Below are 24,974 nucleotides of genomic sequence, written 5' to 3'. Positions count from 1 at the left end.
TCACCTGCGCGCGTACCGGCTGACGAACGCGCGGAGGATCGCCTCGGGCTGGTCGACGACGGTCGCGCGGGCACGCTCCATGTACTCGTCCGCCTGCTCCGGGGGGAAGTAGCCTGCGTGGCGGTAGGTGCTGATCCGTCCGACGAGCGCCTCGACGTCGAGTTCCGGGTGGAACTGCGTCGCGTACACGTTCTGTCCCACCCGGAACATCTGCACGGGACACGTGGGCGAGGAGGCCAGCAGCACGGCGGAGGACGGCAGCGCCGCGCACGCCTCCTTGTGTCCCACGTAGGCGGCGAACGACGGCGGCAGCCCGGCCAGCAGCGGATCCGCCGCGCCCCCGTCCGTCAGGGTGATCTCGACGGAGCCGATCGGCTCCGCGTAGGTGGTGTCGACGACGGCGCCCTGGTGCCGGCCGAGGGTACCGACGCCGTAGCAGGCTCCGAGGAACGGGAAGTCCTGAGGGACCACGCGGTCCAGCAGCGCCCCCAGTTCGTGTTCGACGCGCACTTGCACGGCGCTCTTCGACTCCTCCGGATCGGAGGAGTTGAACGGGCTCCCCCCGAGGAAGATGCCGGAATAGTCCGCGAGGTCCAGCTCGGGCATCGGCCCGGACTCGAGACGGATGCGCCGGAGCTCGCCCTCCGCGAGCCCGCCGAACCGGAGGAAGCTGCTGTACTCGGCGTCGGCGGCGAAGTCCTCGGCGCGGGTGGCCAGGAGCAGGAAGGGTTTCACCCCTCGATGCTACTGGCCACCCCGCGAACCGCCGGCGCGGAGCCGGGCGTGGCCCCGGTGGGGGACTCCTACCCCAGCTCCACGCTGCCGCCGTCGGACGCCACCTCCGCGGCACCCGCCCGTCGCGCCCGGAAGGCCACGCCCGGCGGACCCGAGACGCGATATCCGTCCTCGGAGCGGTACACGCGGAATTCCCCCGAGGACCCGTCCGGTGTGACCACGCGGACGGCGGTGCCGTCGGCCGCACCCGGGTAGACCGTGACGAGGGGATCTTCGAGGTAGTCGTAGTCGGGCCGGTCGGACGTGCTCCCCGTCACGAGGACCGCTCCCTCGCGCACCCAGAGCGGCAGCGTGTCGAAGCCGTGCACCTCGCGCCGCCACGCTCCCCCGGCGGCCACCTCACCGGTGAGCAGCTGGGTCCAGGTGCCCGCGGGCAGGTAGTACTCCACTTCCCCGGCCGCCGAGAACACCGGAGCCACGAGGACATCGGGACCCAGCATGTACTGGCGGTCCAGGTGCGCGACGGCGGGATCTTCGGGGAACGCGAGCTGCATCGGCCGCATGAACGGCGTACCCCGGGTGTGCGCTTCGAGCCCGACGGCGTACAGGTAGGGCATGAGGGACAGCTTCAGGCGCGCGAAGGTCCTCGTGACGTCCACGGCGCTCTGGCCCGCGGGCTCCTCGCCGGTGTCGAACGCCCACGGCACGCGGTAGCTCGTGGAGCCATGCAGGCGGGAATGGCTCGAGAGCAGCCCGAACGCCAGCCAGCGCTTGAACACCGCGGGGTCGGGGGAACCCTCGAACCCGCCGATGTCGTGGCTCCAGTACCCGAAGCCGCTGAGCGCCAGGGAGAGCCCACCGCGCAGGGTCTCGGCCATCGACTCGAAGGAGGAGGAGTTGTCGCCGCCCCAGTGGACGGGCATCTGCTGGCCGCCCGCGGTGGCGGAGCGGGCGAACAGCACCGCCTCGCCCGGCCCTCGCACCTCCTCGAGGACGTCGAAGACCGCCCTGTTGTAGAGCTGCGGGTAGAGGTTGTGCATGGTGCCGTCCGGGGTGCCGTCATGCCAGCGGACGCCGAGCGGGATGCGCTCCCCGAAGTCCGTCTTGATGGCGTCGACGCCCTGCCCGAGCAGCGTGCGGATCTTGTCCTGGAACCACGTGGTGGCGTCCGGGTTGGTGAAGTCCACCAGGCCCATACCCGCCTGCCACAGGTCCCACTGCCACACCGTGCCGTCGTTGCGCCGGACCAGGTAGCCCGCCTGCGCCGCCTCGTCGAACAGGCGTGAGCGCTGCCCGATGTACGGGTTGATCCACGCGCTGATGCGCAGGCCCTTCTCGTGCAGGCGCCCGAGCATGCCCTCGGGATCGGGGAACACACGCGTGTCCCACTCGAAGTCCGACCAGTTGAACTCGCGCATCCAGAAGCAGTCGAAGTGGAAGACGCTCAGCGGCAGCCCGCGCTCGGCCATGCCGTCCACGAAGTGCGCGACGGTCTGCTCGTCGTAGTCGGTGGTGAAGCTCGTGGACAGCCAGAGCCCGTAGGACCACGCCGGCACCTGCGCGGGCCGGCCCGTGAGCCGCGTGTAGCGCTCGAGGATCTCCGCCGGCGTGGGCCCGTGGATCACGAAGTACTCGAGCGCCTCGCCGGGCACCGAGAACTGGACGCGCTCCACCGCCTCCGACCCCACTTCGAAGGACACGTGCTCGGGGTGGTTCACGAAGACGCCGTAGCCGCGGTTGGTCAGGTAGAACGGGATGTTCTTGTAGGACTGCTCGCTGGACGTGCCGCCGTCGGCGTTCCAGATGTCCACTGTCTGGCCGTTCTTCACGAACGGCCCGAAGCGCTCCCCCAGGCCGTACACCAGTTCGCCGACGCCGAGCGAGAGCTGGGCGTGCAGGTACGACGGCGACGGCGCGCGCCCGGTCGCCGTGACTCCCGCGACGCCCGCGGGCTCGGTGGTCACCGGAGCGTCCCGCCCGAGGCCCATGCGGCCGACCGACTTGTGCCCGCTCGAGGTGAGGACCCGGCCGTCGGCCTCGAAGGTGAGGTTCCAGGGCGCTCCGCGGGTGATGCGCGCGGTGAGCGGTCCGGCGGTCAGCACGCCGCCGTCGTCGTCCGCCGTCGCGGTGCCCGCACCCTGCTCCGCGCCCACGAGCTCGAAGCCGCGGTGCGGGGTGTCGCCGCGGTGGTTCTCGATGCGGACGCCGATCACGCCGTCGAGCGGGCTGCTCAGGGTCACGGTCAGCAGGGCGCGGTTCAGGGTGTCGCCCCGGCGCTCGATGACCTTGGTGGGTGCGGACACCACGAGGCGGTCGCCGACCGCCTCGACGTCGTAGGCCTCCTGCGCGTACTGCGCATCGACGCCGGGGCGGACATGCCAGAATCCGTCGGTGAATTTCATGGTTACTTGACTGCTCCTGCTGTGATGCCCCGGGTGAGGGTGCGCTGGAAGATGAGGAAGAAGATGAGCGTGGGGAGGAGCCCGAGCAGGGCCGAGGCGCTCGTGGTGGTGACGTCCATGAGGCGGTCGCCCTGGAGGACGGTGATGGCGACGGGGACGGTCTGGTTGTCGTTGCCCACGAGGAACGTCAGCGGGATCAGGAACTCGTTCCACGTCCAGATGAAGAAGAAGATGAGCAGCACGCTCAGCGTGGGCCGCGAGATCGGGAAGATCACGCGCCACAGGATCTGCCAGCGGCTCGCTCCGTCGAGCGAGGCCGCCTCGAGCAGTTCCTTCGGGAACGTCCCGTACACGGAGGCGAGGAGGTAGGTGCCGAAGGCGCTCTGGATGACGGTGAAGATGATGATCACGGCCCACACGTTGTCGTAGAGGCCCACCTCGCGGAACATGAAGTAGAGCGGGTAGAGGAGCACCTCCTGCGGCAGCATGTTCGCGAGGAGGATCAGCAGCACCAGCCAGGTGCGGCCGCGCACCCGCCCGATCCCGAGCGCGAAGGCGTTGAACATCGAGATCCCGACGGCGAGCACGGCGACGACGGCGCTGATGAAGAAGCTGTTCCAGAGCTTCCGCGGGAAGTCGACCCGCTCCCAGAACGCGGTGATGCCGTCGAAGGAGAGAGAGGTCGGCAGGGAGAGCGGCCCGCCGGTCGCGTAGTCCGCGGGGGACTTGAAGGAGTTGGCGAGGATGAGCAGGAACGGGACGGCGATGAGCAGCCCGATCAGGACGGCCACCAGCAGGATCAGCCAGTCGCCGGCCGTCTTCCGGGCCCGCCCGCCGCGCGGTCGCTGCCGGGGCGGTTGCTGCAGGGCTGCGCGGGCGGTCGTCCCGGCGGGGGTGTCGGTGATGGCCATCAGCGTGCCTCCTCACTGCGCTCGAGCCTCGTCTGCACGAGGACGAAGATGATGCTGACGACGGCGATGACCACCGTCAGGGCGGTGGCGATGGTTGCTCCGTAGCCCACCTGCTGGGACTGGAAGAACTCGCTGTACGCGTAGTACGCGGGCACGATCATCGAGGTGCCCGGGCCGCCGCCGGTCAGGGCGTAGATGGGACTGAAGACCTTGAGCGCGGCGATCGCGCAGGTGAGGGTGACCACGAAGATCTCGGGCCGGATGATGCTCACCGTGATGGCGCGGAAGCGCTGGAACCAGTTGGCGCCGTCGAGCTCCGCAGCCTCGTAGAGTTCGGGGTCCACGCGCTGCAGCGCGGCCATGAAGATCACCACGGGGTAGCCGAGCTGCACCCAGACCATGATCACCATGATGCTCGGCAGCGCGGTATCGGGATCGCCGAGCCAGTTGCCCTGCAGCCCGCCGAGCCCGACGGCTGCGAGCACCTGGTTGAGGGCGCCGTTCTCGGGGCGGAGGATCCAGCCGATCACGATCGCCGCGATCACGCCGGGCAGGATCTGCGGCAGGTAGTAGGTGGCGCGGAGGAAGCTCGCGAGGCGGCCCCCGAATTTCCGGCCGATGAGGTCGAACAGCATCGCGGCGAGGACGAGGCCCACCACCGTGGGCACCACCACCATCGCGATGATCATGGCGACGGAGTTCCGGAAGGAGGTCCAGAACGTGGTGTCGCCGAACAGCTCGACCCAGTTCTCGAGCCCGATGAACTCGGGGGGCCGGATGCCGCGGTAGGAGGTGAAGGTCAGATAGACGTTCCACAGCAGCGGGATGACGATGATGAAGGTGAGCAGCGCGAGTCCCGGCACCAGGTAGGGCCAGAAGGAGCTGCGGCTCGAGCCGGGGATGAGACTGGTGGTCGGGCGCTTCGCGCGCTCCTTCGACCGGGTTGCGATCGCCATGGGCGTGCACCTTCCAGGGAGGGGGTTCTGCGGGGGCCGCCGTGCCTGCCGGACCGGTAAGGGTCCGGCAGGCGTGGCGTGGATGCGGGGTCAGCCGACGATGTCGTCGACACCGCTCTGGTACTGCTCGCCGACCTGCTCCTGGAACTCCTCCGGCGCGATGGTTCCGTTCATGAGCTCCTGGAGTCCTGCGTTCAGTTCGTCGTAGAAGGTGGGCGTGGGCCAGTCCGGGTAGAAGGCGATGCCGTCCTTCTCCGTGAGCTCGTTGAAGTTCGCGATCAGCTCGGAGCTCTTCTCGTCCGTGATGTCCGCCGGATCGGCGGCGACGGGTACGCCGCCGTTGTTGCCGATGAGGTTCTGGATCTCGGGACGCATGGTGATGTCGATGAACTCGTAGGCGAGCTCCTTGTTGGCGGCGTTCTCCGGCACGGCCCACATGTTGCCCGCGGACCCCGGGGCCAGCTCCGCCTCGGGGAAGAGGAAGGTGCCCCACTCGAAGCCGGTGGCCTCGGTGGTGAACCGGTTGTGCCACCAGCTGCCGGAGAAGAAGATCGGGTTGGTGCCGTTGATGAACGCGGTGCCCGCGTCCTCCGCCGTCGAGCCCGTGGCGTTCGGCGAGATGTAGCCCTTGTCCGTCCACTCCTTGACCGTCTCGGTGGCGAAGGAGACCTCCGCCCCCTGCCAGTCCACCGGGTTCTTGTACAGCTGGTAGTCCTCGACCCAGCCGCGATCGGCCTGGGTCAGGGCGAGCTGGTACCAGAGCTGGCCCAGCGGATACTCGGCCGCGGATTCGGCCATCGGCGTCACGCCCTTGTCGGTGAAGGCCTGCAGCACGTCCTCGAACTCGTCGAGGGTCGTCGGGACCTCGAGGCCCGCCTCGGTGAACATGTCCTGGTTGTAGTAGACCTCCACGAACTCGCCGTAGTTGGGGACGCCGAACCAGCTGCCGGAGCCCATGATGCCGCGCTCGTCGTACTTGGCAGTGGTCTGCAGGGACGGCGCGAGCTTGTCGTCCCAGCCGTACTCCGCCACCGCGTCGTCCAGGTTGGTCAGCAGGCCCTGGCTCGAGAGGAGCCCCGCCGTGGCGTTGCCCTTGTTGTACTCGAGGAGGTCCGGAGCCTCGTCGGAGTTCAGGACCTGGCTCGCGGTCGAGCGGATCTGCTCGAAGCTGCGTTCCTCGAACTCGACGGTGGCACCGGTCTCCTCCTCGAAGACGCGGATGGCCTCGTCCCAGGCGATACCCATGGCGCTCGTGTCGCTCTCGAAGTGCCAGAGCTTGAGGGTGTCACCCTCACCGCCCGATGCTCCCTCCGCACCGGAACCCGAGCCGGAGCATCCGGTCAGGGCGAGTGCCGCGGCCGTGACTGCTGCACCGAGGATCAATCTGCTTCTGTTCATTGCCTACTCCCTTGTAGAGGCCGCCGATCGTCGGCGATCTCATCGAAACGTTTCGACAGCAGCTCGGTCGAGCCCTGGTCGAGGTGGATCTGGTGGATGGACAGGAGCCCGGCGCTAGCCGCCCGGGCGGGGTGCCGCGACCGAACCGTGGTCGCGGTATTTCGGCGCGACGAGTTCGACGCGCGGTTCGATGGGACCCTCGAGCTGCTGGACAGCCAGCTCGACGGCGCGCACGCAGGAATCCGCCGGGATCAACGGGATGACGTCGAGCGGCGGGGTGAAGGAGGAGGTGTCGAAGGTCGGCACCCCGGCGATGACGGAGAGGTCGGCGGGGATGGACAGGCCGCGGCCGGCGACGGCCTCGAGGATGGTCGTGTGGACACCCTCCTCGGCGTGCACCACGAGCCCGGTCACGGCGGGGTGGGCATCGAGGATCGCCGAGACCGCCTGGCGGATCTCCGGTGCGTCCTTCTCGACCATCGAGAAGGACGCCGCGACGCCGCGCTCCGCGGCCCGCGCGAGGAACCCGTCCCGGAACCGCACCGGGAAGTTGGAACCGCGCTCGTACACGGCCGAGGGGTGGCCCAGCAACGCCACGGAGGCGTGACCCGCATCGACGAGGCGATCGACGGCCAGGGCAGCCGCGGCCTCGAAGTCCAGGTCGACGCAGACCAGCCCCGCCGCGTCACCCGGCACGCCGATGAGGGCAGCCGGTACGCCGAGCGACCGCACGAGATCAGCCCGTTCATCCTCGACGGACACGTCGAGGACGATGATGCCGTCCACGAGGCGGCTCGAGGAGACGCGGCGCAACCCGTCGACGGCCTCATCCTCGGTCAGCAGGAGGACGTCGTAGTCGAAGGCGCGGGCGGCAGTGACGACGGCGAGCACGAAGGCCATGTGCGCGGGTGCGTAGGTGTCACTCCTGAGCGGGGCCGTCAGGGCGAAGATCCTGGTGCGCGTCCCGGCGAGCATGCGACCGGCGGCATTGGGCATGTAGTCCAGCTCGCGGACCGCCTCGTCGATCCGCAGGCGGGTCTTCTCGCCGATGGGCCGCTTCCCGCTCAGCGCATAGGAGACGGTGCTGATGGACACACCGGCGACGCGTGCTACGTCGTGGATGTTGGCCATGCTGACTCCGATGTCTGCGGGACGGATCGTTCAGGACCGGGTGAATCGTCTAAACGTTTCGACGGCCGGTGGGAAAGACGCTACGTCACATCCCCGGCGAGGACAAGGGGTTTTGTGGGGAAGGCGAACAAATGCGGGCCGGGACGGCGAGAGGCCACCGGGTCACCCCGATGGCCTCTCCGTCCACACTGCGGGCTAGCGCTCGGCGCCCGCTCGTGCCGACGATCCCGCTTCGAGTTCGGACAGCTCGCGCGCCACGCGGTCGACGTCGGACTTCAGGATCGCGACCGGCCCGGCGCTGTGCCGGCCGTGCGACGGCTGCACTGCCACGACATCGGCGTCGTCGGCCGTGGTCTCGCCGTCGCCGGACGACGTCCCCGTGTTGCGTCCGGCGATGACCGGCGACGCGGGACGGCCCGCTGCCGCTGTGGCCTGCGCCGTCACCGTGTCGGTCTGCGTCGTCGCGGTGTCGGCCTGCGTCGTCGCGGTGTCCGCCGAGCCGCCGGCGACGGCGGGCGTGGTGCCGGTGGCCGCAGGGGACATCGACGCCGCGGGACCTGCGGGGGCGGCCTGCGCGAAGTCGACGGTGCGGCGCAGCGGCGTCTCCCTGATGAACAGGACGCAGATGAGACCGAGGACCGCGATGACCGCCGTGATCGTGAAGATCAGCGCCGTGCTGTCCCCATAGGCCGCCCGGACGATCTCGGCGATCGGCGCAGGCAGGTCGACGAGGTCGAGCGAGCCGCCTGCCGCACCGCCCGTGCTGGGGACGCCCGCCGCGGCGAGTCCCTCCGTGGTCTTCGTGGTGACCTGCGTGCCGAGGACGGCTCCGAGCACGGCGACTCCCGCCGCTCCACCCATGGAGCGGAAGAAGGCGACGGAGGCGCTGGCCGAGCCGATGTCCTTGACTGCCACAGTGTTCTGGACCGCGAGGACGAGGTTCTGCAGCATGAGGCCGAGGCCCAGGCCGAAGACGAAGGTGTAGATGCCCACGAGCCAGAGTTCCGTCAGGTGGTCGATGGTGCCGGCGAGGCCGAGACCGGCGATGAGGAACAGGGAACCCGCGACGAGGTAGCGCTTCCACTTGCCGTACTTGGTGACGAGCTGCCCGGCGCCGATGGAGCCGATCAGGTTGCCCGCGATCATGGGAAGGGTCAGCAGGCCCGCCTCGGTGGGGGTGGCCCCACGGGCCACCTGGTAGTACTGGCCGAGGTAGCTGGAGCTGGCGAACAGCGCGATCCCGACCGCGATCGAGGCGACGATGGCCAGGGCCGTGGTGCGCTCGGAGATGATCTTCAGCGGGATGATCGGCTCGGCCACCTTCGTCTCGACCACCATGAGGAGCGCGAGGAGGATCACGCTGCCGCCCACCATGAGGGCGGTCTCACGGGAGAACCACGCGTAGTAACCCTCCTTGCCCGCGAAGGACACCCAGATGAGGAGCAGGCTCACGCCGGCGGTCAGGAGGATGGATCCGAGCCAGTCGATCCGCGCCTTGCGGCGCGTGTCGGGGAGCTTGAGGGTCAGCTGCAGCAGCACGAGGGCGATGATCGCCAGGGGGACGCAGACGAAGAACGTCCAGCGCCAGCCCAGCGGCGAGTCGACGATGAACCCGCCGAGGAGCGGCCCGCCCGCCGTCGCGACGGCCATCACACCACCCATGTAGCCGGAGTACCGGCCACGCTCACGCGGGGCGATGATGGTGCCGATGATGGCCTGTGCCAGTGCCGTGAGGCCGCCCATCGCCACGCCCTGGATGACGCGGGCGGTGAGGAGCAGCGGGATGGTCTGCGCGAAGCCCGCGAGCACCGAACCGAGCACGAAGATCACGATGCTCACCTGCACGAGCATCTTCTTGTCGAACAGGTCGGCGAACTTGCCCCAGATGGGCGTGGTGGCCGCGTTGGCGAGCAGCGCAGCCGTGATGACCCAGGCGAAGTCGGTCTGCGAGCCGTTGAGGTCGCTCATGATCGTGGGCAGGGCGTTCGCGACGATCGTGCTGCTGAGGATCGCGGTGAACAGGCCCGCCAGCAGGCCGGTGAGGGCCTGCAGGATCTGCTTGTGGCTCATGGGCTCGGCGGCCTTATGGGGATGCGGCGCCGGTTGCGGTACGGCCTCTGCCGTCGTCGCCGTGGCGGAGTGGGTGGCCATCAGTGATCTTCCTTCGTGCTCTCGGACGCTGGGTCCAGGTGGTGACGGCCGTCGTTGCCCGTGCTCGATTCGGTGGTGGTGCGGGGGAAGCGTCGGGGATCGGAGGTCGTCGCATGCCCTCCCCCGCCGTGCTGCGCGGTCGCGGTCCGGAACGCCTCGGTGAGGTGCTGGACGGAGGACGACGCCGCTTCCGCCTCGCTCTCGGTCCAGTCGGAGAGGATCTCCCGCAGGGTCTCGGCCCGTCGCTCGTACGTGTCCGCGAGGTAGGTCCGGCCGTCCTCGGAGAGCGAGAGCAGGCAGGCCCGGCCGTCCAGCGGATCCGGGCTGCGGACCACGAAGCCGAACTGCTCCAGGTCCGCGAGTTGCCTGCTGAGGGCGGACGGCCCGATCCCGAGGCGTGACGCGAGCGCCGACGCCCTCAGTGGACCGCCCTCCCCGATGAAGAACAGGACACCGGTGTGCGCCGGCCCCAGCTCCGAGTACTTCATGCCTGCCGTGGTGACGCCCCGGAGGGCTCGCTGCAGGTCGAAGATGTTGTGCACCAGCTCTGCAGCGGTGTGCTGCGCTACCGACATTGCGGACTCCAGACCCTCATATAGTTCGTTGCTCTAAGTAACGGTACTCCTCCCGTTTCGTTAGGTCAACTAAACAAATGGTGTCACGAACGGCGGAGAGCACGTCAAGCGATGCACAGCGGGCATCCCGAGGCTTGCAGCCTGCACCGCAACACTGTTAGGCCTGACGTACAAGCCCGACAATCGAGGCAGGTCACCCGCCTGCCGAGGAAGGCCCCCGCCGGGGCCGCGGAGAAGGACGGTCGCCATGACGCGCAAGGAACCCGTGGTCGAGGAATTCGACGAGAAGGACCTCCGGGTCGGGAAGCGGCCGAAGGACTGGGCCGCAGGGATCCCCGGTGTGTACTACTCCATGAAGCCGGCGATCGAGCACATGGGGGTGGAGCGGACCCTGAGGACCGTCCTGAAGATGAACCACAAGGACGGCTTCGACTGCCCGAGCTGCGCCTGGCCGGACCCGGACAAGCGCAAGACGTTCGAGTTCTGCGAGAACGGCGCCAAGGCCGTCACGTGGGAGGCCGCACCCGTCATCATCTCCTCCGACTTCTGGGCCGAGCACTCGATCAGCGAGCTGCGGGAGCGTTCGGAGTTCTGGCTCGGCATGCAGGGACGCCTCGTCGAACCCGTGTACAAGCCTGCCGGAGAGGACCACTACCGGCCGGTGAGCTGGGACGAGGCCTTCGAGATCGTCGGCAGCAAGCTCAAGAGCCTCGACTCCCCCGACGAGGCCGCCTTCTACACCAGCGGCCGCACCTCCAACGAGGCCGCGTTCCTCTACCAGTTGTTCGTCCGGGGCTTCGGCACCAACAACCTCCCCGACTGCTCCAACATGTGCCACGAGTCCTCCGGCTGGGCCATGGGGCAGACCATCGGCATCGGCAAGGCCACGGTCACGTTCGATGACTACGAGAACGCCGACCTCATCATCGTCATGGGTCAGAACCCCGGGACCAACCACCCGCGCATGCTCACCGAGCTCGAGAACTGCAAGCGCAACGGCGGACAGATCGTCGCCGTCAACCCGCTCCCGGAAGCGGCACTCAAGCGCTACAAGAACCCGCAGAAGGTCCGGGGGGTGGCCGGCAAGGGCACCGAGATCGCCGACCAGTTCCTGCAGGTGCGGCTCGGCGGAGACATGGCGCTCCTGCAGGCCGTGTCCAAGCGCGTCTTCGAGGCCGAGGCGGAGAACCCGGGCACCGTCCTCGACCATGCGTTCCTCGAGGAGCACTGCGAGGGGCTGGACGAGCTCCGCGACTACCTCCTGAAGCTCGACGAGACCACGGTCCTCGAAGCCACGGGACTCCGCTCCGAGGAGATCGACGAGCTCGCCGCGCGCTACATCGCCGCGGAGAAGGTCATCATCACCTGGGCCATGGGCATCACGCAGCAGAAGAAGGGCGTCGCGACCATCAAGGAGATGATCAACCTCCTGCTGCTGCGCGGCAACATGGGCAAGCCCGGGGCCGGCGCCTCCCCCATCCGCGGGCACAGCAACGTGCAGGGTGATCGAACCATGGGCATCTGGGAGCAGATGCCGCCCACGTTCATGGATGCCCTCGGCAAGGAGTTCGGATTCGAGCCGCCGCGCGAGCACGGCGCCGACGCCGTCGAGACCATCAAGCGCATGCGCGACGGCGAGATCAAGGCGTTCGTGGCCCTCGGCGGCAACCTCGTCTCGGCCATCTCGGACACCCAGGTCGCTGAGAAGGCGTTCCAGAACACCGACATGACCGTCCAGATCTCCATCAAGCTCAACCGCTCCCACCTCATCACCGGCAAGGAGGCGCTGATCCTCCCCTGCAAGGGCCGCACGGAGATCGACCGCCAGGAGACCGGCGAGCAGTTCGTCTCGGTGGAGGACACGGTCTGCGCCGTCCACCCCTCGTGGGGCAGCGTGGAGCCGGTCTCGGACAACCTCCTCTCCGAACCGGCGATCATCAGCCGGCTCGCGCGCGCCACCATCGACGGGAAGATCGACGCCGACTGGGCAGGCTTCGAGAAGGACTACGACCTCATCCGCGACCACATCGCCAACGTGGTGGAGGGCTGCGAGGACTACAACCGGAAGATCCGCCAGGAGGGCGGCTTCATCCTGCCGAACGGTCCGCGCGACTCGCGCACGTTCAACACGCCGACCGGCAAGGCGGTGCTCACCGTCAACGACCTCGAGTACCTCGAACGCCCGGAGGGGACGCTGATCCTCCAGTCGCTCCGCGCCCACGACCAGTGGAACACCACCATCTACAGCCACAACGACCGCTACCGGGGCATCCACAAGGGCCGCCACGTGGTGTTCATCAACCCGGAGGACATCCGCGAACTGAGCCTGAAGGACGGCCAGAACGTCGACATCCACGGCGTGTACGACGACGGCATCGACCGCGTGGTGCGGGCCTTCCGCGTGGTCTCGTACCCGACCGCGCGCGGCTGCGCCGCCGCGTACTACCCGGAGGCGAATGTCCTCGTGCCGCTGGACCGCGTGGCGCAGGGCAGCAACACCCCCATCTCCAAGCAGATCATCGTGCGGTTCGAGCCCAGTTCCCACACGGCTCCCACCGAGCACGATGTCGCTGCCACCGCTCCGGCACCCCAGCCGGAGCCGGACGGCTTCACGGGCGCTGACACCACGCCCGCGAAGGTGGCGGAAGCGGCGAACGCCTGACCCGACCCGGCCGCCGTCGGACGCCCCTCAGGGGATGGTCCGACGGCGGCCGGACGTCGTGCTCGCTGCGCCGGCTCTGCCGTGGCGGGCCGGGTAGGTCGGCGCTCCCGGATGTGCATGTCGGTGCGCCAGGTCTGCCGTGCCTGGCCTGGCCGGTCGGCGCTCCGGTGTGCGGGTCGCCGTGCCAGCGCCTCGGCCATGGGGGGGCTTGTCCGCGCGGATAGACTGCTCCGGTCACGGCGACCAGGAGGAGCGGGCGGATGCGGCAGGACAACCGGCACGCGGACCGGCGGCACGACGATCCACCGGAGACGGCCCCCGGGGTAGACGTCGCCCAGCGGCATGTGGTCCGCGTCCTCGTCGTCGCGCAGATCCTCGGCGGACTCGGTGCAGGTGCCACGCTGTCCCTCGGCGCCCTCCTCGCCGCCGAGACGTCCGGATCCAGCGCGTGGTCCGGCATGGCCGCCACGATGGCGACCCTCGGAGCCGCTGCGGCCGCCGTCCCCCTCGCCACCCTCGCCCAACGGCGGGGACGCCGCGTCTCCCTCGCCACGGGCTCCGTCCTCGCCTGCTGCGGGGCGCTGCTCGCGATCACCGCGGCGTATCTCTCCCTCTTCCCCCTGCTGCTCGTCGCACTGGTCCTGCTGGGTTCGGGATCCGCGACCGGCCTGCAGGCGCGTTTCGCGGCCACGGACCTCGCCACCGAATCGACGCGTGGGCGGAGCCTCTCACTCGTGGTCTGGTCGACCACCATCGGCGCCGTCCTCGGTCCCAACCTGTTCGAGCCCGGCCAGGTGGTCGCCGGGTTCCTCGGGATCCCCGCGCTCAGCGGCGGATTCGTGTTCACCGCCGCCGCCCAGGTCGCGGCGGCCCTGGTGTACACGGCGGGGCTGCGGCCCGATCCCCTCCTGACCGCGCTCAGGCGCCAGGCGGCCGATCGTCGCGCCGATGCCCCGGTGCCCCTGAAGCGGCGGGGCTTCGCCGTCCTGGCGGGTAACAGCGGCGCACGGTTCGCCGTCGTGACCCTCATGGTCAGCCATGCGGCGATGGTCTCCCTGATGTCCATGACGCCCGTCCATCTGCACGATCACGGCGCGGGCCTGTCCGTGGTCGGGCTGACGATCAGCCTGCACGTCGCAGGGATGTATGCCCTGTCACCGGTGTTCGGCTGGATCGCTGACCGCGCCGGCGCTGTCCGCGGGATCCTCTGCGGGCAGATCCTCCTGCTGGGCGCCCTGCTGGTGGCCTGGCGGGGTGCGGAGTCCGAGGTGGCCGTGACGGTCAGTCTGATCCTCCTCGGCCTCGGCTGGTCGGCGAGCGTGGTGTCGGCGTCGTCGCTGCTGGCGGGAGCGGTCGACGTCGGCGAGCGTGCGCCCGTCCAGGGCACCTCCGATCTGCTGATGAACCTCGCCGGCGCCACCGGTGGAGCCCTCGCCGGGCCCGCGCTCGTCCTGATGGGCTACTCGGGGCTCGGGCTGGCCGCGGCCGTGCTGGTGGCCGTCCTGCTGGCCTGGACGCTCGCGCGCCTGCCACGGTCCCGATCCGCGGCACCGGCCGGCGTCTGACCGGGGCCTCCCGCAGTCGGGCCGGTCAGCGGTGCTGCCCGCCCTTCGCCGGCGCCTGATTGACGAGCCGGAATCGCTCGAGGACGACGACGGTCCCGTCCGTCACGGTGAAGGCGGGGTCCTGCAGGTACTCCCGCATCTCGACACCGTGCCAGAAGTGCTCACGGCCCGGCCCTCCATCCGGCGACCGTCGCGTGGCCCTCACCCTCGTCCACGACATGGCCCACGGGCACCTGGTCGAGGCGCCGCTGCTCAACGTGCACCGTCTCGATGACGGCCACAGGTCGACCCGCCGAGTCGAGCACGGCCTGGCGCCGGCCCACACCGGGCAGCTCCTCGCCGTCAACGGCGTACTCGGCCAGCAACGACGTCGTCGTGGTCTTCCGGCCCGCCAGGATCGAGGCGACGAGTGCGTCCCGAAGAGGGCCGGGGAAGGCGAATTCGACAGGAGGCAACGACGGCTCGGGCATGGTCCACTGTTGCACGGTCCGTCGTCGCGAGGTTCGATGACGAAAGCCTGCGGCGCTTGCCAGCGCCGCCCGGAACGGGATGCGGACCACGCCATCGCGCGCCTTCGACGATGGTCGCGCAGCGAAACGCGCTGCGCTCAGGGCGTGGTGGTGCCCATGATCCGGTCGAGTGCGTCGCGGTGTCCCAGGAGACCGGGCAGGCCGCCGGTGTGCCAGAAGACCGTCCGCGATCCCGCGCGAATCTCCCCGCTTCGGGCAGCACGGATGAGACCCGCCATGGCCCTCGCGGTGTAGGTGGGATCGAGGACCACACCCTCGGTGCGGGCAGCGAGCTGCAGTGCTTCGAGGACCTCGTCGGTGACCGAGCCGTAGCCCGGTCCGAGCAGCGAGCGGTCGATCAGGAGATCCTGCGCGTCCAGCCGCCGGCCCGACAGCTCGGACGCCATGCGGGCGACGGCGGGCGCGGGGTCAGCCATGGCCCCCGTGTCCACTCCGAGGACGCGCTCCGCGCCGAGGGCGACGACGAGACCGGCCATCGTGCCGCCCGACCCGACCGCCACCACCACGCGGCCCACCGACGGGTCCTGACCGAGGAGCTCCGTACCGGCATCGCGGTACCCGATCGCCCCCACACTGCTGGAGCCGCCGAACGGGATGAGGACCGGCGATCTCCCGTCGGCCGCCAAATCTGACGCGACACCCTCCGCCCGAGCCGCGAGCCCGTCCTCGGTCACGTCACCGCACCAGTGGACGGTCGCGCCGAGCAGGGCGTCCAGGGCGATGTTGCCGAGCGGTTCCGGGGATCCGGTGAGCACGAGCACCACGTCGACGCCGAGCTTCGCCCCGGCCGCCGCGGTCAGCCTCGCATGGTTGCTCTGCGCCGCGCCGGTCGTGACGAGGACGTCCGCCCCGCGAGCCAGGGCCGTGCCGGCGGTCCACTCGAGCTTCCGGACCTTATTGCCTCCCCCTCCCAACCCGCTGAGGTCGTCGTGCTTGATCCACAGGTCGTCGGGGTCCAGTCCGAGAGCGGCAGACAGACGGGGCGCAGGCTCGAGGGGCGTCGGCCAGGATCCGAGCCGGGCGCGGGTCGGTGTCTGCTCCTGCCGCTCAGCGGTCGTCATTGTGCCGAGCCGGTCCAGCCTTCCTCCTCGCTCGTCTCCTCGTCCTTCTCGATGACCGTCAGGACGGTCTTCGCGGCCTTCTCCACGGCGGCGCTCGTCTCGTCCCGACCGTCCGTGGTCACGGTGCCCGCCGCGTAGCCGATCATGAAGGCACTGATGGCTCCGGCGTGCGGGGTGAGCAGGCGCGAGGAGCGCTCGGCGACCTCGACGATCCTCGGGTGATCGACCTCGAGGTCCAGGACCTGCAGGGCCTGTGCCAGGGTCCGGCTCCACTCGCTGAGGCTGCGTTCTTCGTCGTCGGGCGCTGCCATGGTCTCTCCTCGGGTCGGGGCTGTCGACGTGCCGGCCGTGCCGGCGTCGCTCCTCCAAGCTCTACCACCGGCCGCGCGACCCTTCAACGACTGATCTCCTGCGATGCTGTCGCGGCACTCCTTGACTTCACCACGCTCCGGGGATGTAATTCCCTCACGGCGTAGTGACACGATTCACCACGCTCGCTTCGCCGCCCCGGCAGGACCACCTCGACGGAGAGGAACCGTTCAGCATGACCATCCCCCGCCCCACCAGGACCGGACGCACCCGGCTCGCAGCACTGCTCGGAGCATTCGTGCTCCTGGCCACCAGCACGGGAGCCACCGCGATCGCCGCCCCACCCGCCACCCCCGCACAGGTACCGGCTCAGAGCGTGCCGGTGACAGCGAAGAAGGCACCCCCGTCGTCGGCACCCGATTTCGGCCCGAACGTGACGATCTTCGATCCGAGCATGCCCGTCAGCGAGATCCAGGCCGAGGTCGATGCCGTCAACGCCCGCCAGATCGACGACGAGATGGGCACCGGACGCGAAGCGCTCCTGTTCCTGCCCGGCACCTACGGCACCGACGCGGAGCCGCTCCAGTTCGAGGTCGGCTACTACACGGAGGTCGCGGGGCTCGGCGCGTCACCGTCGGACGTGACCATCAACGGCAAGATCGAGGTCTACAACCGCTGCCTCGAGGACAACGGCACGAGCAACTGCATCGCGCTGAACAACTTCTGGCGCACGCTCTCCAACCTGACACTGCAGGTCAACGGGGCGGGCCAGGACGGCTGCCGGGCGACCGCGAACTTCTGGGCGGTCTCGCAGGCCGTCTCCCTGCGCCGCGTGAACGTCACGGGCGGCACGCTGTCCCTCATGGACTACTGCACGGCCGGTCCGCAGTTCGCGAGCGGTGGCTACCTCGCCGATTCGAAGGCCGGGGACATCGTCAACGGCTCGCAGCAGCAGTGGCTGACGCGCAACGCGGAGATCGACAGCTGGTCCAACGGTGTCTGGAACCAGGTGTTCTCGGGCACCGTGGGAGCGCCGACCGACGAGGGCTTCCCCACGCCCCCGTACACGACCCTCGACGAGACCCCGGTCAGCCGCGAGAAGCCCTACCTCTTCGCGGACAGCAGCGGCGCCTACAGTGTGCGCGTGCCCTCGGCCGAGACGAACTCCCGCGGCATCTCGTGGGGTGACGGCGTGACGCCGGGCCGCACCGTCCCGCTCTCCGAGTTCTTCGTCGCCCGCCCGGGCGACTCCGTGCAGGCCTTCAACAACGCCCTGGCCCGCGGCAAGCATCTCCTCCTGACGCCGGGCGTCTACGACATCGCCGACACCATCCGGGTGAAGCGAGCCGACACCGTGGTGCTCGGCCTCGGCCACGCGACCCTGACCGCCGTGAACGGCGCCGTGCCCCTGCGCGTCGCCGATGTGCCGGGCGTGGTGATCGCCGGTGTCACGATCGACGGCGGCACCGTCAACTCCCCCGTCCTCTTGCAGATCGGGACGAAGAACGGCAACAACGGGGCGAAGAAGAATGATCCGGCGAACCCGACGACGCTCAGCGACGTCTACTTCCGCATCGGCGGCCCGCACGTGGGCAAGGCCGACACCAGCCTCGAGGTGAACAGCGACAACGTGCTGATCGACCACATCTGGGTGTGGCGCGCGGACCACGGCAACGAGGGAGCGTTCGGCTGGGACGTCAGCACGGGCCGCAACGGCGTGATCATCAACGGCGACGACGTCACGGCCACCGGCCTGTTCGTGGAGCACTACCAGGAGTACAACACCATCTGGAACGGCGAGCGCGGCCGCACCGTGCTCTACCAGAACGAGCTGCCCTACGACCCGCCCAACCAGGCGGCCTGGCAGCACGACGGCGTCCTCGGCTGGGCGGGCTACAAGGTGGCTGACGGGGTGAAGCAGCACACCCTGTGGGGTGGCGGCTCGTACATCTTCACCAACGTGGACCCGACCATCCGCGCCACCCGTGGGTTCGAGGTGCCGGACACATCCGGCGTCGTCCTCAACCACGTGCTGACCGTCAACCTCGGCGCCGGCACGATCGACCACGTGGTCAACGACACCGGGGCACCCGTGAGCAACGCGAACACGGGCACCCCGAGCTACGTGGAGCGCTACCCGTAAACCGGCGTTCCTGTGGTCACAGGCCGCGTGCATGCACGAAGGGCCGGAGCATTGCTCCGGCCCTTCGTGCGTGCCTGACGGTGCGGGGACTCGAAGCACTGCCGTGGTGGTGCACCCGGGTCGGCTTGCCGAGGTGGGTGGCACCGCTGCCCCTGACGGCGAGCGTCAGGCCGAGTCCCGCTCCACCAGATGCAGCCCGTGGCCCGGATGGCCCGGCTTCTCCGCCGCACCGTCGAGGTCGGCCAGTACGAGGGCGGCCAGATACCGCGCCTGCACCTCGATGGACTGCGAGACCGTCGTCAGCGCAGGCGCAGCGAGCCGTGCGGCCGGGACGTCGTCGACGCCCACCACCGCGCAGTCGTCAGGACAGGACAGGCCCTCGGCCCGCATCCCGGCGAGGACCGCGAGGGCGACGTCGTCGTTGTAGGCCGCGATGCCGGTGATGCCGAGCCCTCGCCAGGCCCGGACGGCCTCGGCCGCGGACTCGACGTCGAGTCCGACGGGAAGGACGACGGGCTCGGGACGATCGAGCTCGGCGCAGATCCGCTGGACCCCGCGGAGGCGGTCACGGGCGAAGACCGCGAGACGTGCGTCGGCCGGCCAGGCGTACCCGAGCCGGGTCGCGCGGACCGTCAGGCACTCCGCCTGCAGGGCACCGATCCGCAGCTGGCTCTCGGACGGCAGATCGGGATCGGGCTGGCGGTCCTCGCCGAGCGTCCCGAGCACCTGGATGCCGGCCTGACGCATGGCCAGCAGATCGTCCTCCGCGAAGGGCGCGAAGCCGATCACGGCCCGCGGGGTCACGGCCCGCCAGAGGTCCGAGAGTGGCCGGGCGCCGCGGCCGTGGTGCACGAGCACGGAGAGGCCGCGGCCGGAGAGCTCGTCCGCCAGTTCGTCGAGCAGGGTCTCGATGACGGGTCCCACGGGCCAGTCCGGCAGGATGCAGAGCACCAGGTCGCTCCGCCCGGTGCGCAGCGCCCGGGCCGCGGCCGACGGCGCGTACCCCAACCGGGTGGCCGTCTCCCGGACCCGGCGGCGGGTCTCCTCGGAGATGTTGACGCCGTCGCGCCCTGTCAGGACATAGCTGACCGTGGTGCGGGAGACACCGCTCTCGCGGGCCACGTCAGCGCTCGTGATCCCTGCCACCGCTCCCCCTTCCCGCCGTGAATCCTTGCCTGTCAGTGTAGGTGGGGGCCTCCGGGACTCCCGCGCTGCCCGCCCGCACGCCACTCGGCGTCGTGCCGCACCACCGCCGGACGCACCGCGTCAGCGCCGACTGCTCCGACAGCCCCACGAGCCCCGCGACCTGCTGCAGCGGCAGGTCCGTGCGGGTGAGGAGCCGCAGCGCCGCGTCGCGGCGGGCGTCGTCGAGCAGGGACTCGAAGCTGGTGCCCTCGCCAGCCAGCCGACGCTGCAGGGTCCGGGCGTGCATGCCGAGGAGCCGGGCGGCGGAGTCGATGCGCGGCGGGGAGCTGCCGAGCATGCGGTCGATGGCGTTCCTGACCTGCGGTGCGACTACGCGGCCCGGTTCGGGGAAGTGGCTGTGGAGGTAGTCGAGGGCGATCTCCCGCAGGGTGTCGTCGACACCGGCGAGCGGGCGGTCGAGCAGGCTCCGCGGTACCCGCAGGAGCGAGGCGGCCTGGCCGAAGCGCACTTCGGCGCCGAAGAACTCCGTATAGCGGGAGGCGGGAGCCCTGGGCAGGTGCGAGAGGTGCACCGAATGCAGTCCGTACGGGCCGTCGAGGAGGAAACGGATCATGCGGTGCGAGAAGGCGAGGATCGCATCCGTGGCCTGACGCGGCGGCGTGCCCTCAGAGGATCCGTAGCAGAGGCCCACATCGCCCGGCCGCCCCTCCGGATCCGCCACGAGGGTGAAGCGCAGCACGGGGCTGTGGAGGAACAGGAACTGCGACGCGCACTCGAGCGCCGCCCCCACGGTCGGCGAGTTCTGGACCGCGACGGCGAGCGGGCCGAGGATCCCGATGTCCTGGTACGCGGAGATGCGCAGGCCGAGATCCGGACAGGGCAGCGCGCGGGCCGCCCCCTCCAGCAGGCGGGCCATCGCGACGTCGGACACGAGCACGTCGTCGCCGTCGAGCGCGTCCAGCGGCACCCCGAACTGCGCCGCGAGCGCTTCGGCATCACCGCCGAACTGTTCGACGACGTCGCGGAAGCCGCGCATGCCGGCCGAGCGGATGACAGAGCTCATGTCGTCCAAGGGTAAATAGCTGTCGCACGAAGTCAAGCGGTCCGCAGTGCAAGACGGAATGATGAAGGTATGGAAACAGCACTCGAGCACCTCGACGTCGTCATCGTGGGCGCCGGGCTCTCCGGCATCGGCGCCGCCTACCGCGTGTCCACCGGCCTGACCGGCAAGAGTTTCGCCGTCCTCGAGGCCCGGGGCGCAATCGGCGGCACCTGGGACCTCTTCCGCTACCCGGGCGTCCGCTCCGACAGCGATATGTTCACCCTCGGCTACCCCTTCCGCCCGTGGACCGAGGCCAAGGCGATCGCCGACGGCTCCTCGATCCTCTCCTACATCCGCGAGACCGCGGAGGATCCGCGCATCCGCGAGCGCATCCGCTTCCGCACGAAGCTGGTCGGCGCCGCCTGGTCCTCGGAGGACGCGCGCTGGACCCTCGACCTCGACGTCACGGACGACGACGGCGGCACGGAACGCCGGCAGCTCACCTGCGGCTTCCTCTACCTCTGCAGCGGCTACTACAACTACGACCGCGGCTACGAGCCCTCCTTCCCCGGCCTCGACTCCTTCGCCGGGGAGATCGTCCGCCCGCAGTTCTGGCCCGAGGACCTGGACTACGCGGGGAAGAGGGTCGTGGTGATCGGCAGCGGCGCCACCGCCGTCACCCTCGTCCCCTCCATGGCGAAGGAGGCCCACCACGTGACCATGCTGCAGCGCTCCCCCACCTACGTCACCGCCGTGCCCAGCCGGGACAAGTTCTCCGACGCCGTCCGCCGCCGCCTCCCCGCCGGCCCCGCGCACCACCTGGCCCGGGCCAAGAACGTGCTGTTCACGCAGGCCTTCTACCAGCTTTGCCGCCGCCGGCCCGAGCTCGCCAAGAAGCTCATCCGTACCCAGACAGAGCGGATCCTCGGTGACGAGGCCTCGGTCCGCGAGAACTTCACCCCCGCCTACAACCCGTGGGACCAGCGCCTCTGCGTGGCGCCGAGTGCCGACCTCTTCAAGGCCCTGAAATCCGGGTCGGCATCCGTGGTCACCGACACCATCGACATTTTCACCCCGACAGGCATCCGCCTCGCCTCGGGGCGGGAGCTCGAGGCGGACGTCGTCGTCACGGCCACCGGTCTCTCGATGCTGCCCCTCGGCGGTGCGACCTTCACGGTCGACGGCCGCCCGGTGGACCTCGGCGACTCCTGGGTGTACCGGGGGCTCATGGTCAGTGGCGTCCCGAACCTGGCGCTCTGCGTCGGCTACACCAACGCGTCCTGGACGCTGCGCGCCGACCTCAGCTCACGCTACGTCTGCCGCCTCGTCCGGTACATGGACCGCCACGGCCACCGCTACGGCGCCCCGGCGGTCGACGGCGCGATGACCGCCCGGCCCATCCTCGACCTGACCTCGGGCTACGTGCAGCGCGCGGTGTCCGCCTTCCCGAAGCAGGGCGACCGCCAGCCGTGGATCATGCGGCAGAACTATCTGCTCGACGCCCCGACGGCCCTGCGCGGCAGCCTCTCGAAGAACATGGTGTTCGACACCCCCGTACCTCCCAGCGGCACCCCCGCCCCCGACCTCCAGGAGATCCACGCGTGAGCATCCAGCCCTTCCAGTTCACCGGCGCCACCGCCGTCGTCACCGGAGCAGCGGGAGGCATGGGCGAGCACCTCGCCCGCGGTCTCGCCGAGCGCGGCAGCGCCCTGCTGCTCGTCGACCGGGACGCGGCGAAGCTCGACGGCGTCGCCTCGTCCATCCGCTCCACCTTCCCGGGCAGCAGCGTGCGGACGTTCGTGGCCGATCTCTCCGAGCGTGACGCCGTCGAACGGGTGGCCGCGGATCTCCTCGCCGGGACCGAGCGCATCGACCTGCTGATCAACAACGCCGGCGTGGCCCTGGCCGGGCGCTTCGACCAGATCAGCATGGACGACTTCGACTGGGTGCTGGCCATCAACTTCCATGCGCCCGTCCTGCTCACGCACCACCTGCTGCCGCGGATCACGCCCGGCGGACACATCGTCAACGTCTCCAGCCTGTTCGGCTTGGTGGGGCCCGCGGGCCAGACGGCCTACTCCTCCAGCAAGTTCGCCCTCCGTGGCTTCAGCGAGGCCCTCCGCAACGAACTGCTGCCCCGCGGCATCGGCATCACCTCAGTGCACCCGGGCGGCATCCGGACCGGCATCGCACTGAACGCGCGGATCGGCGGGAACCTCAGCGACGTCGACGTGAAGAAGGCGAAGGACGAATTCAACAAGCTCCTCATCTTCCCCGCCGACAAGGCCGCGGAGCTCATGCTCGAGGCCGTGAAGACACGGAAACCCCGCCTGCTGATCGGCCTCAGCGCGAAGATCCCCGACGTCGTCGCCCGTGTGGCACCGATGTCCTTCGGCACCCTGGAACGCCGCGCCACGAAGCTCGCCCGGATGGCCCGGAAGATCCGCCGGTGAGCGGGGCTCGCGTGGAGCGGTCCGCCACGCACGACGACGGCATGCTGGTGGTCGACGGCGTGCGGGTGCGCTACCGGGACGACGGCGACCGCACCCGGACGCCCGTGCTGCTGATCCACGGGATCGGCCGGAGCCTCGAGGACTGGGAGGGGCTGTACGGACGGCTTGCCCCCGATCACCGCGTGATCAGCCTGGACCTCCCGGGGTTCGGCCTGTCCGAGCGGACCGAGGGTCGCTACTCGATGGAATCGATGGCCCGCTTCGTCATCGCCGGGCTCGACGCCCTCGGCGAGCACCGGCCGCTGCACGTGGTGGGCAATTCTCTGGGCGGCGCCGTGGCCCTGAAGATCAGCGCCCTGGAACCGGCACGGGTCCGCAGCCTGGTCCTGGTGAACAGCGCCGGTTTCGGGAAGGAGGTGACCATCGCGCTGCGCCTGCTCGCCATCCGCCCCTCGGCCGGCGGCTCATGAAGGACAAGTCCCGGAAGGCCGCCTACCGCACCGAGCGCGCCCTGTTCTACGACAAGCGGTTCGTCACGGAGGAGCGCCTCGACCACGCCCAGCAGGTCGGCGGCAACCCCGTGCACGACGACGTCCTGCTCGCCGTTGCCCGCCACCTCGGCACGTTCCGCGGGGTGCGTCGCCGCTGGCGGACCGAACTGCTCCGCACCGTCGCGGCCCAGCACAAGCCGACGCTCGTGGTGTGGGGCGACGAGGACCGCGTGCTGCCGGCCTCGCACCTCGACCACGCCCGCACGGTGTTCCCGCACGCGGAGTTCCACCTGTTCGAGCGCTGCGGGCACATGCCGCAGATCGAGCGGGAGGAGGAGTTCGACGCCCTGGTGCGCGACTTCGTCGGGCGGGTCGACGGCGCACCGGCCTAAGCCGACGGCGCCCGGTCCTCCGACCCGGCACCGCCGGCCCTCCCACTCACCGAAGGTCGTCAGTGGGAGGGATGCACCCTTCCCACTGACTCCGTCCGGTCGGTGGGAGGGAGCGCAGCCGGGCGCGCCCGCTGACGCAGGTTCGTCACGGGTTCATGCCGACCTGCGGCGAAGGGCAGCCTGCCTCCTGATGACGCCCTGGCCGTTGGTCCTGATCGTCGGAGCTGCATGGTGCAATGACGCATGACCCGGATCATCTTCTCCACCGCCACCTCGATCAACGGCTTCATCGCGGACGAGCACAACTCGCTGGAGTGGTTGTTCGCCGTGGAGCCGCCGCCGCCGGAACACCACGAGCGCTTCCTCGACTCCGTGGGTGTCCTGGTGGAGGGTTCGACGACCTACGCATGGGTGCTCGCCTTCGAGGGGCTGATCGAGGACCCCGGGAAATGGCCGACGCTGTACGGCGAGCGTCCCACGTTCGTCTTCACCTCCCGGGACTTGCCGATCCCCGAGGGTGCCGACGTGCGGCTCGTCTCCGGCGACGTCCGCGCATCGATCGACCGGATCCGCGAAGCGGCAGGCGCACGGGACATCTGGGTGGTCGGCGGCGGCGACCTGGCCGGCCAGTTCCTCTCAGCCGGGCTGTTGGACGAGATCCAGCTCGCCGTCGCACCCGCCGCGCTGACCGGCGGGGCGCCGCTCCTGCCGCTGCGGGTCGGGGCCGACCGGCTCGTCCTGCGCACCGTGGAACAGCAGGGACAGTTCGCCGTGCTGACCTACGACGTCGAGCGCGGCGGTCGATGAGGGCGGGTCGGCGGATGGTGGAACAGAGCGGCAACCGCCGGACGTTCCCTTCCGCTTCTTGATGAAAACCCGAGTATTCCTGCGTCCCAGCTTCAGATACCCACGCAAGACTGG

General features: G+C 69.9%; 21 protein-coding genes. 8 read left to right on the top strand and 13 right to left on the bottom strand.

Translation table 11 applies throughout. From position 1 onward, the window contains the following. The 8 genes from FNH21_RS15235 to FNH21_RS15200 all read right to left on the bottom strand — a co-directional run bounded on the left by FNH21_RS15235 (nucleotide 1) and on the right by FNH21_RS15200 (nucleotide 10,259). The gene (locus tag FNH21_RS15235) at nucleotides 1–735 is read right to left on the bottom strand and encodes a glutamine amidotransferase (RefSeq protein ID WP_191932040.1); all 735 of its coding nucleotides are present in this window, start codon (nucleotides 733–735) and stop codon (nucleotides 1–3) included. Between the two features lie 68 nt (nucleotides 736–803). Continuing rightward, entirely contained in the window at nucleotides 804–3,137 is a 2,334-nt protein-coding gene (yicI, locus tag FNH21_RS15230) for an alpha-xylosidase (protein ID WP_152816898.1), read from the bottom strand. Nucleotides 3,138–3,139: 2 nt separating this feature from the next. Continuing rightward, complete coding sequence (locus tag FNH21_RS15225; RefSeq protein ID WP_152816897.1) at nucleotides 3,140–4,048, bottom strand: carbohydrate ABC transporter permease; 909 nt, start codon at nucleotides 4,046–4,048, stop codon at nucleotides 3,140–3,142. Beyond that, entirely contained in the window at nucleotides 4,048–5,004 is a 957-nt protein-coding gene (locus FNH21_RS15220) for a carbohydrate ABC transporter permease (RefSeq protein WP_152816896.1), read from the bottom strand. The genes FNH21_RS15225 and FNH21_RS15220 overlap by 1 nt, the downstream gene beginning before the upstream one ends. Nucleotides 5,005–5,094: 90 nt before the next feature. After that, nucleotides 5,095–6,402, bottom strand: a complete 1,308-nt coding sequence (locus tag FNH21_RS15215; RefSeq protein WP_152816895.1) for an ABC transporter substrate-binding protein — start codon at nucleotides 6,400–6,402, stop codon at nucleotides 5,095–5,097. Nucleotides 6,403–6,516: 114 nt separating this feature from the next. Next, nucleotides 6,517–7,533 (bottom strand): LacI family DNA-binding transcriptional regulator, encoded by a 1,017-nt coding sequence (locus tag FNH21_RS15210; RefSeq protein ID WP_152816894.1) that lies wholly within the window; start codon nucleotides 7,531–7,533, stop codon nucleotides 6,517–6,519. Between the two features lie 195 nt (nucleotides 7,534–7,728). Next, nucleotides 7,729–9,603 (bottom strand): MFS transporter, encoded by a 1,875-nt coding sequence (locus FNH21_RS15205; RefSeq protein WP_206687073.1) that lies wholly within the window; start codon nucleotides 9,601–9,603, stop codon nucleotides 7,729–7,731. A gap of 80 nt (nucleotides 9,604–9,683) precedes the next feature. Beyond that, nucleotides 9,684–10,259 carry a MarR family winged helix-turn-helix transcriptional regulator gene (locus tag FNH21_RS15200; RefSeq protein WP_152816892.1) on the bottom strand — a complete coding sequence of 192 codons (576 nt, stop codon included), beginning with the start codon at nucleotides 10,257–10,259 and terminating at the stop codon, nucleotides 9,684–9,686. A gap of 247 nt (nucleotides 10,260–10,506) precedes the next feature. Here FNH21_RS15200 and FNH21_RS15195 point away from each other — a divergent pair, with 247 nt between their 5' ends. After that, complete coding sequence (locus FNH21_RS15195) at nucleotides 10,507–12,921, top strand: FdhF/YdeP family oxidoreductase (protein ID WP_152816891.1); 2,415 nt, start codon at nucleotides 10,507–10,509, stop codon at nucleotides 12,919–12,921. A 260-nt stretch (nucleotides 12,922–13,181) separates the two neighbouring features. Next, nucleotides 13,182–14,486 (top strand): MFS transporter, encoded by a 1,305-nt coding sequence (locus FNH21_RS15190; RefSeq protein ID WP_152816890.1) that lies wholly within the window; start codon nucleotides 13,182–13,184, stop codon nucleotides 14,484–14,486. 161 nt (nucleotides 14,487–14,647) lie between these two features. On the opposite strand, the gene FNH21_RS15185 is transcribed toward FNH21_RS15190, so the two are convergent. From FNH21_RS15185 to FNH21_RS15175, 3 genes are all read right to left on the bottom strand, one after another. Continuing rightward, nucleotides 14,648–14,971: an ASCH domain-containing protein gene (locus FNH21_RS15185; protein WP_338403311.1), complete on the bottom strand. Its 324-nt coding sequence runs from the start codon at nucleotides 14,969–14,971 to the stop codon at nucleotides 14,648–14,650. Between the two features lie 122 nt (nucleotides 14,972–15,093). Next, complete coding sequence (locus FNH21_RS15180) at nucleotides 15,094–16,077, bottom strand: D-cysteine desulfhydrase family protein (RefSeq protein ID WP_152816889.1); 984 nt, start codon at nucleotides 16,075–16,077, stop codon at nucleotides 15,094–15,096. Continuing rightward, complete coding sequence (locus tag FNH21_RS15175; protein WP_055769682.1) at nucleotides 16,074–16,388, bottom strand: DUF6457 domain-containing protein; 315 nt, start codon at nucleotides 16,386–16,388, stop codon at nucleotides 16,074–16,076. The genes FNH21_RS15180 and FNH21_RS15175 overlap by 4 nt, the downstream gene beginning before the upstream one ends. A gap of 233 nt (nucleotides 16,389–16,621) precedes the next feature. On the opposite strand from FNH21_RS15175, the gene FNH21_RS15170 reads away from it, so the two are divergent. Further along, complete coding sequence (locus FNH21_RS15170) at nucleotides 16,622–18,529, top strand: adenylyl cyclase (protein WP_241743296.1); 1,908 nt, start codon at nucleotides 16,622–16,624, stop codon at nucleotides 18,527–18,529. A gap of 165 nt (nucleotides 18,530–18,694) precedes the next feature. Here FNH21_RS15170 and FNH21_RS15165 read toward each other — a convergent pair whose 3' ends face one another. Then, the gene (locus FNH21_RS15165) at nucleotides 18,695–19,675 is read right to left on the bottom strand and encodes a substrate-binding domain-containing protein (RefSeq protein WP_191932039.1); all 981 of its coding nucleotides are present in this window, start codon (nucleotides 19,673–19,675) and stop codon (nucleotides 18,695–18,697) included. After that, on the bottom strand, nucleotides 19,653–20,738 hold the full coding sequence (locus FNH21_RS15160) for an AraC family transcriptional regulator (protein WP_152816888.1): 1,086 nt from the start codon (nucleotides 20,736–20,738) through the stop codon (nucleotides 19,653–19,655). Before FNH21_RS15160 ends, FNH21_RS15165 begins: the two co-directional genes overlap by 23 nt. 69 nt (nucleotides 20,739–20,807) lie before the next feature. Between FNH21_RS15160 and FNH21_RS15155 the strand changes: the two genes are divergently transcribed. From FNH21_RS15155 to FNH21_RS15140, 5 genes are all read left to right on the top strand, one after another. Then, nucleotides 20,808–22,322 carry a flavin-containing monooxygenase gene (locus FNH21_RS15155; protein WP_152816887.1) on the top strand — a complete coding sequence of 505 codons (1,515 nt, stop codon included), beginning with the start codon at nucleotides 20,808–20,810 and terminating at the stop codon, nucleotides 22,320–22,322. Beyond that, the gene (locus FNH21_RS15150; protein WP_338403309.1) at nucleotides 22,319–23,170 is read left to right on the top strand and encodes an SDR family NAD(P)-dependent oxidoreductase; all 852 of its coding nucleotides are present in this window, start codon (nucleotides 22,319–22,321) and stop codon (nucleotides 23,168–23,170) included. Before FNH21_RS15155 ends, FNH21_RS15150 begins: the two co-directional genes overlap by 4 nt. After that, nucleotides 23,167–23,640, top strand: coding sequence for an alpha/beta fold hydrolase (locus tag FNH21_RS16910; protein ID WP_206687067.1), 474 nt, complete (start codon nucleotides 23,167–23,169; stop codon nucleotides 23,638–23,640). Before FNH21_RS15150 ends, FNH21_RS16910 begins: the two co-directional genes overlap by 4 nt. Continuing rightward, nucleotides 23,637–24,053, top strand: coding sequence for an alpha/beta fold hydrolase (locus FNH21_RS16905; RefSeq protein ID WP_206687066.1), 417 nt, complete (start codon nucleotides 23,637–23,639; stop codon nucleotides 24,051–24,053). Before FNH21_RS16910 ends, FNH21_RS16905 begins: the two co-directional genes overlap by 4 nt. A 243-nt stretch (nucleotides 24,054–24,296) precedes the next feature. Further along, nucleotides 24,297–24,860, top strand: a complete 564-nt coding sequence (locus FNH21_RS15140) for a dihydrofolate reductase family protein (protein ID WP_152816886.1) — start codon at nucleotides 24,297–24,299, stop codon at nucleotides 24,858–24,860. Nucleotides 24,861–24,974: the final 114 nt, after the last annotated feature.

The sequence above is a fragment of the Arthrobacter bussei genome (assembly GCF_009377195.2).
GTDB lineage: Bacteria > Actinomycetota > Actinomycetes > Actinomycetales > Micrococcaceae > Arthrobacter_D > Arthrobacter_D bussei.
The sequence above is the reverse complement of the archived record's forward strand: the minus strand, read 5'-3'. Positions and strand labels throughout refer to the sequence as shown.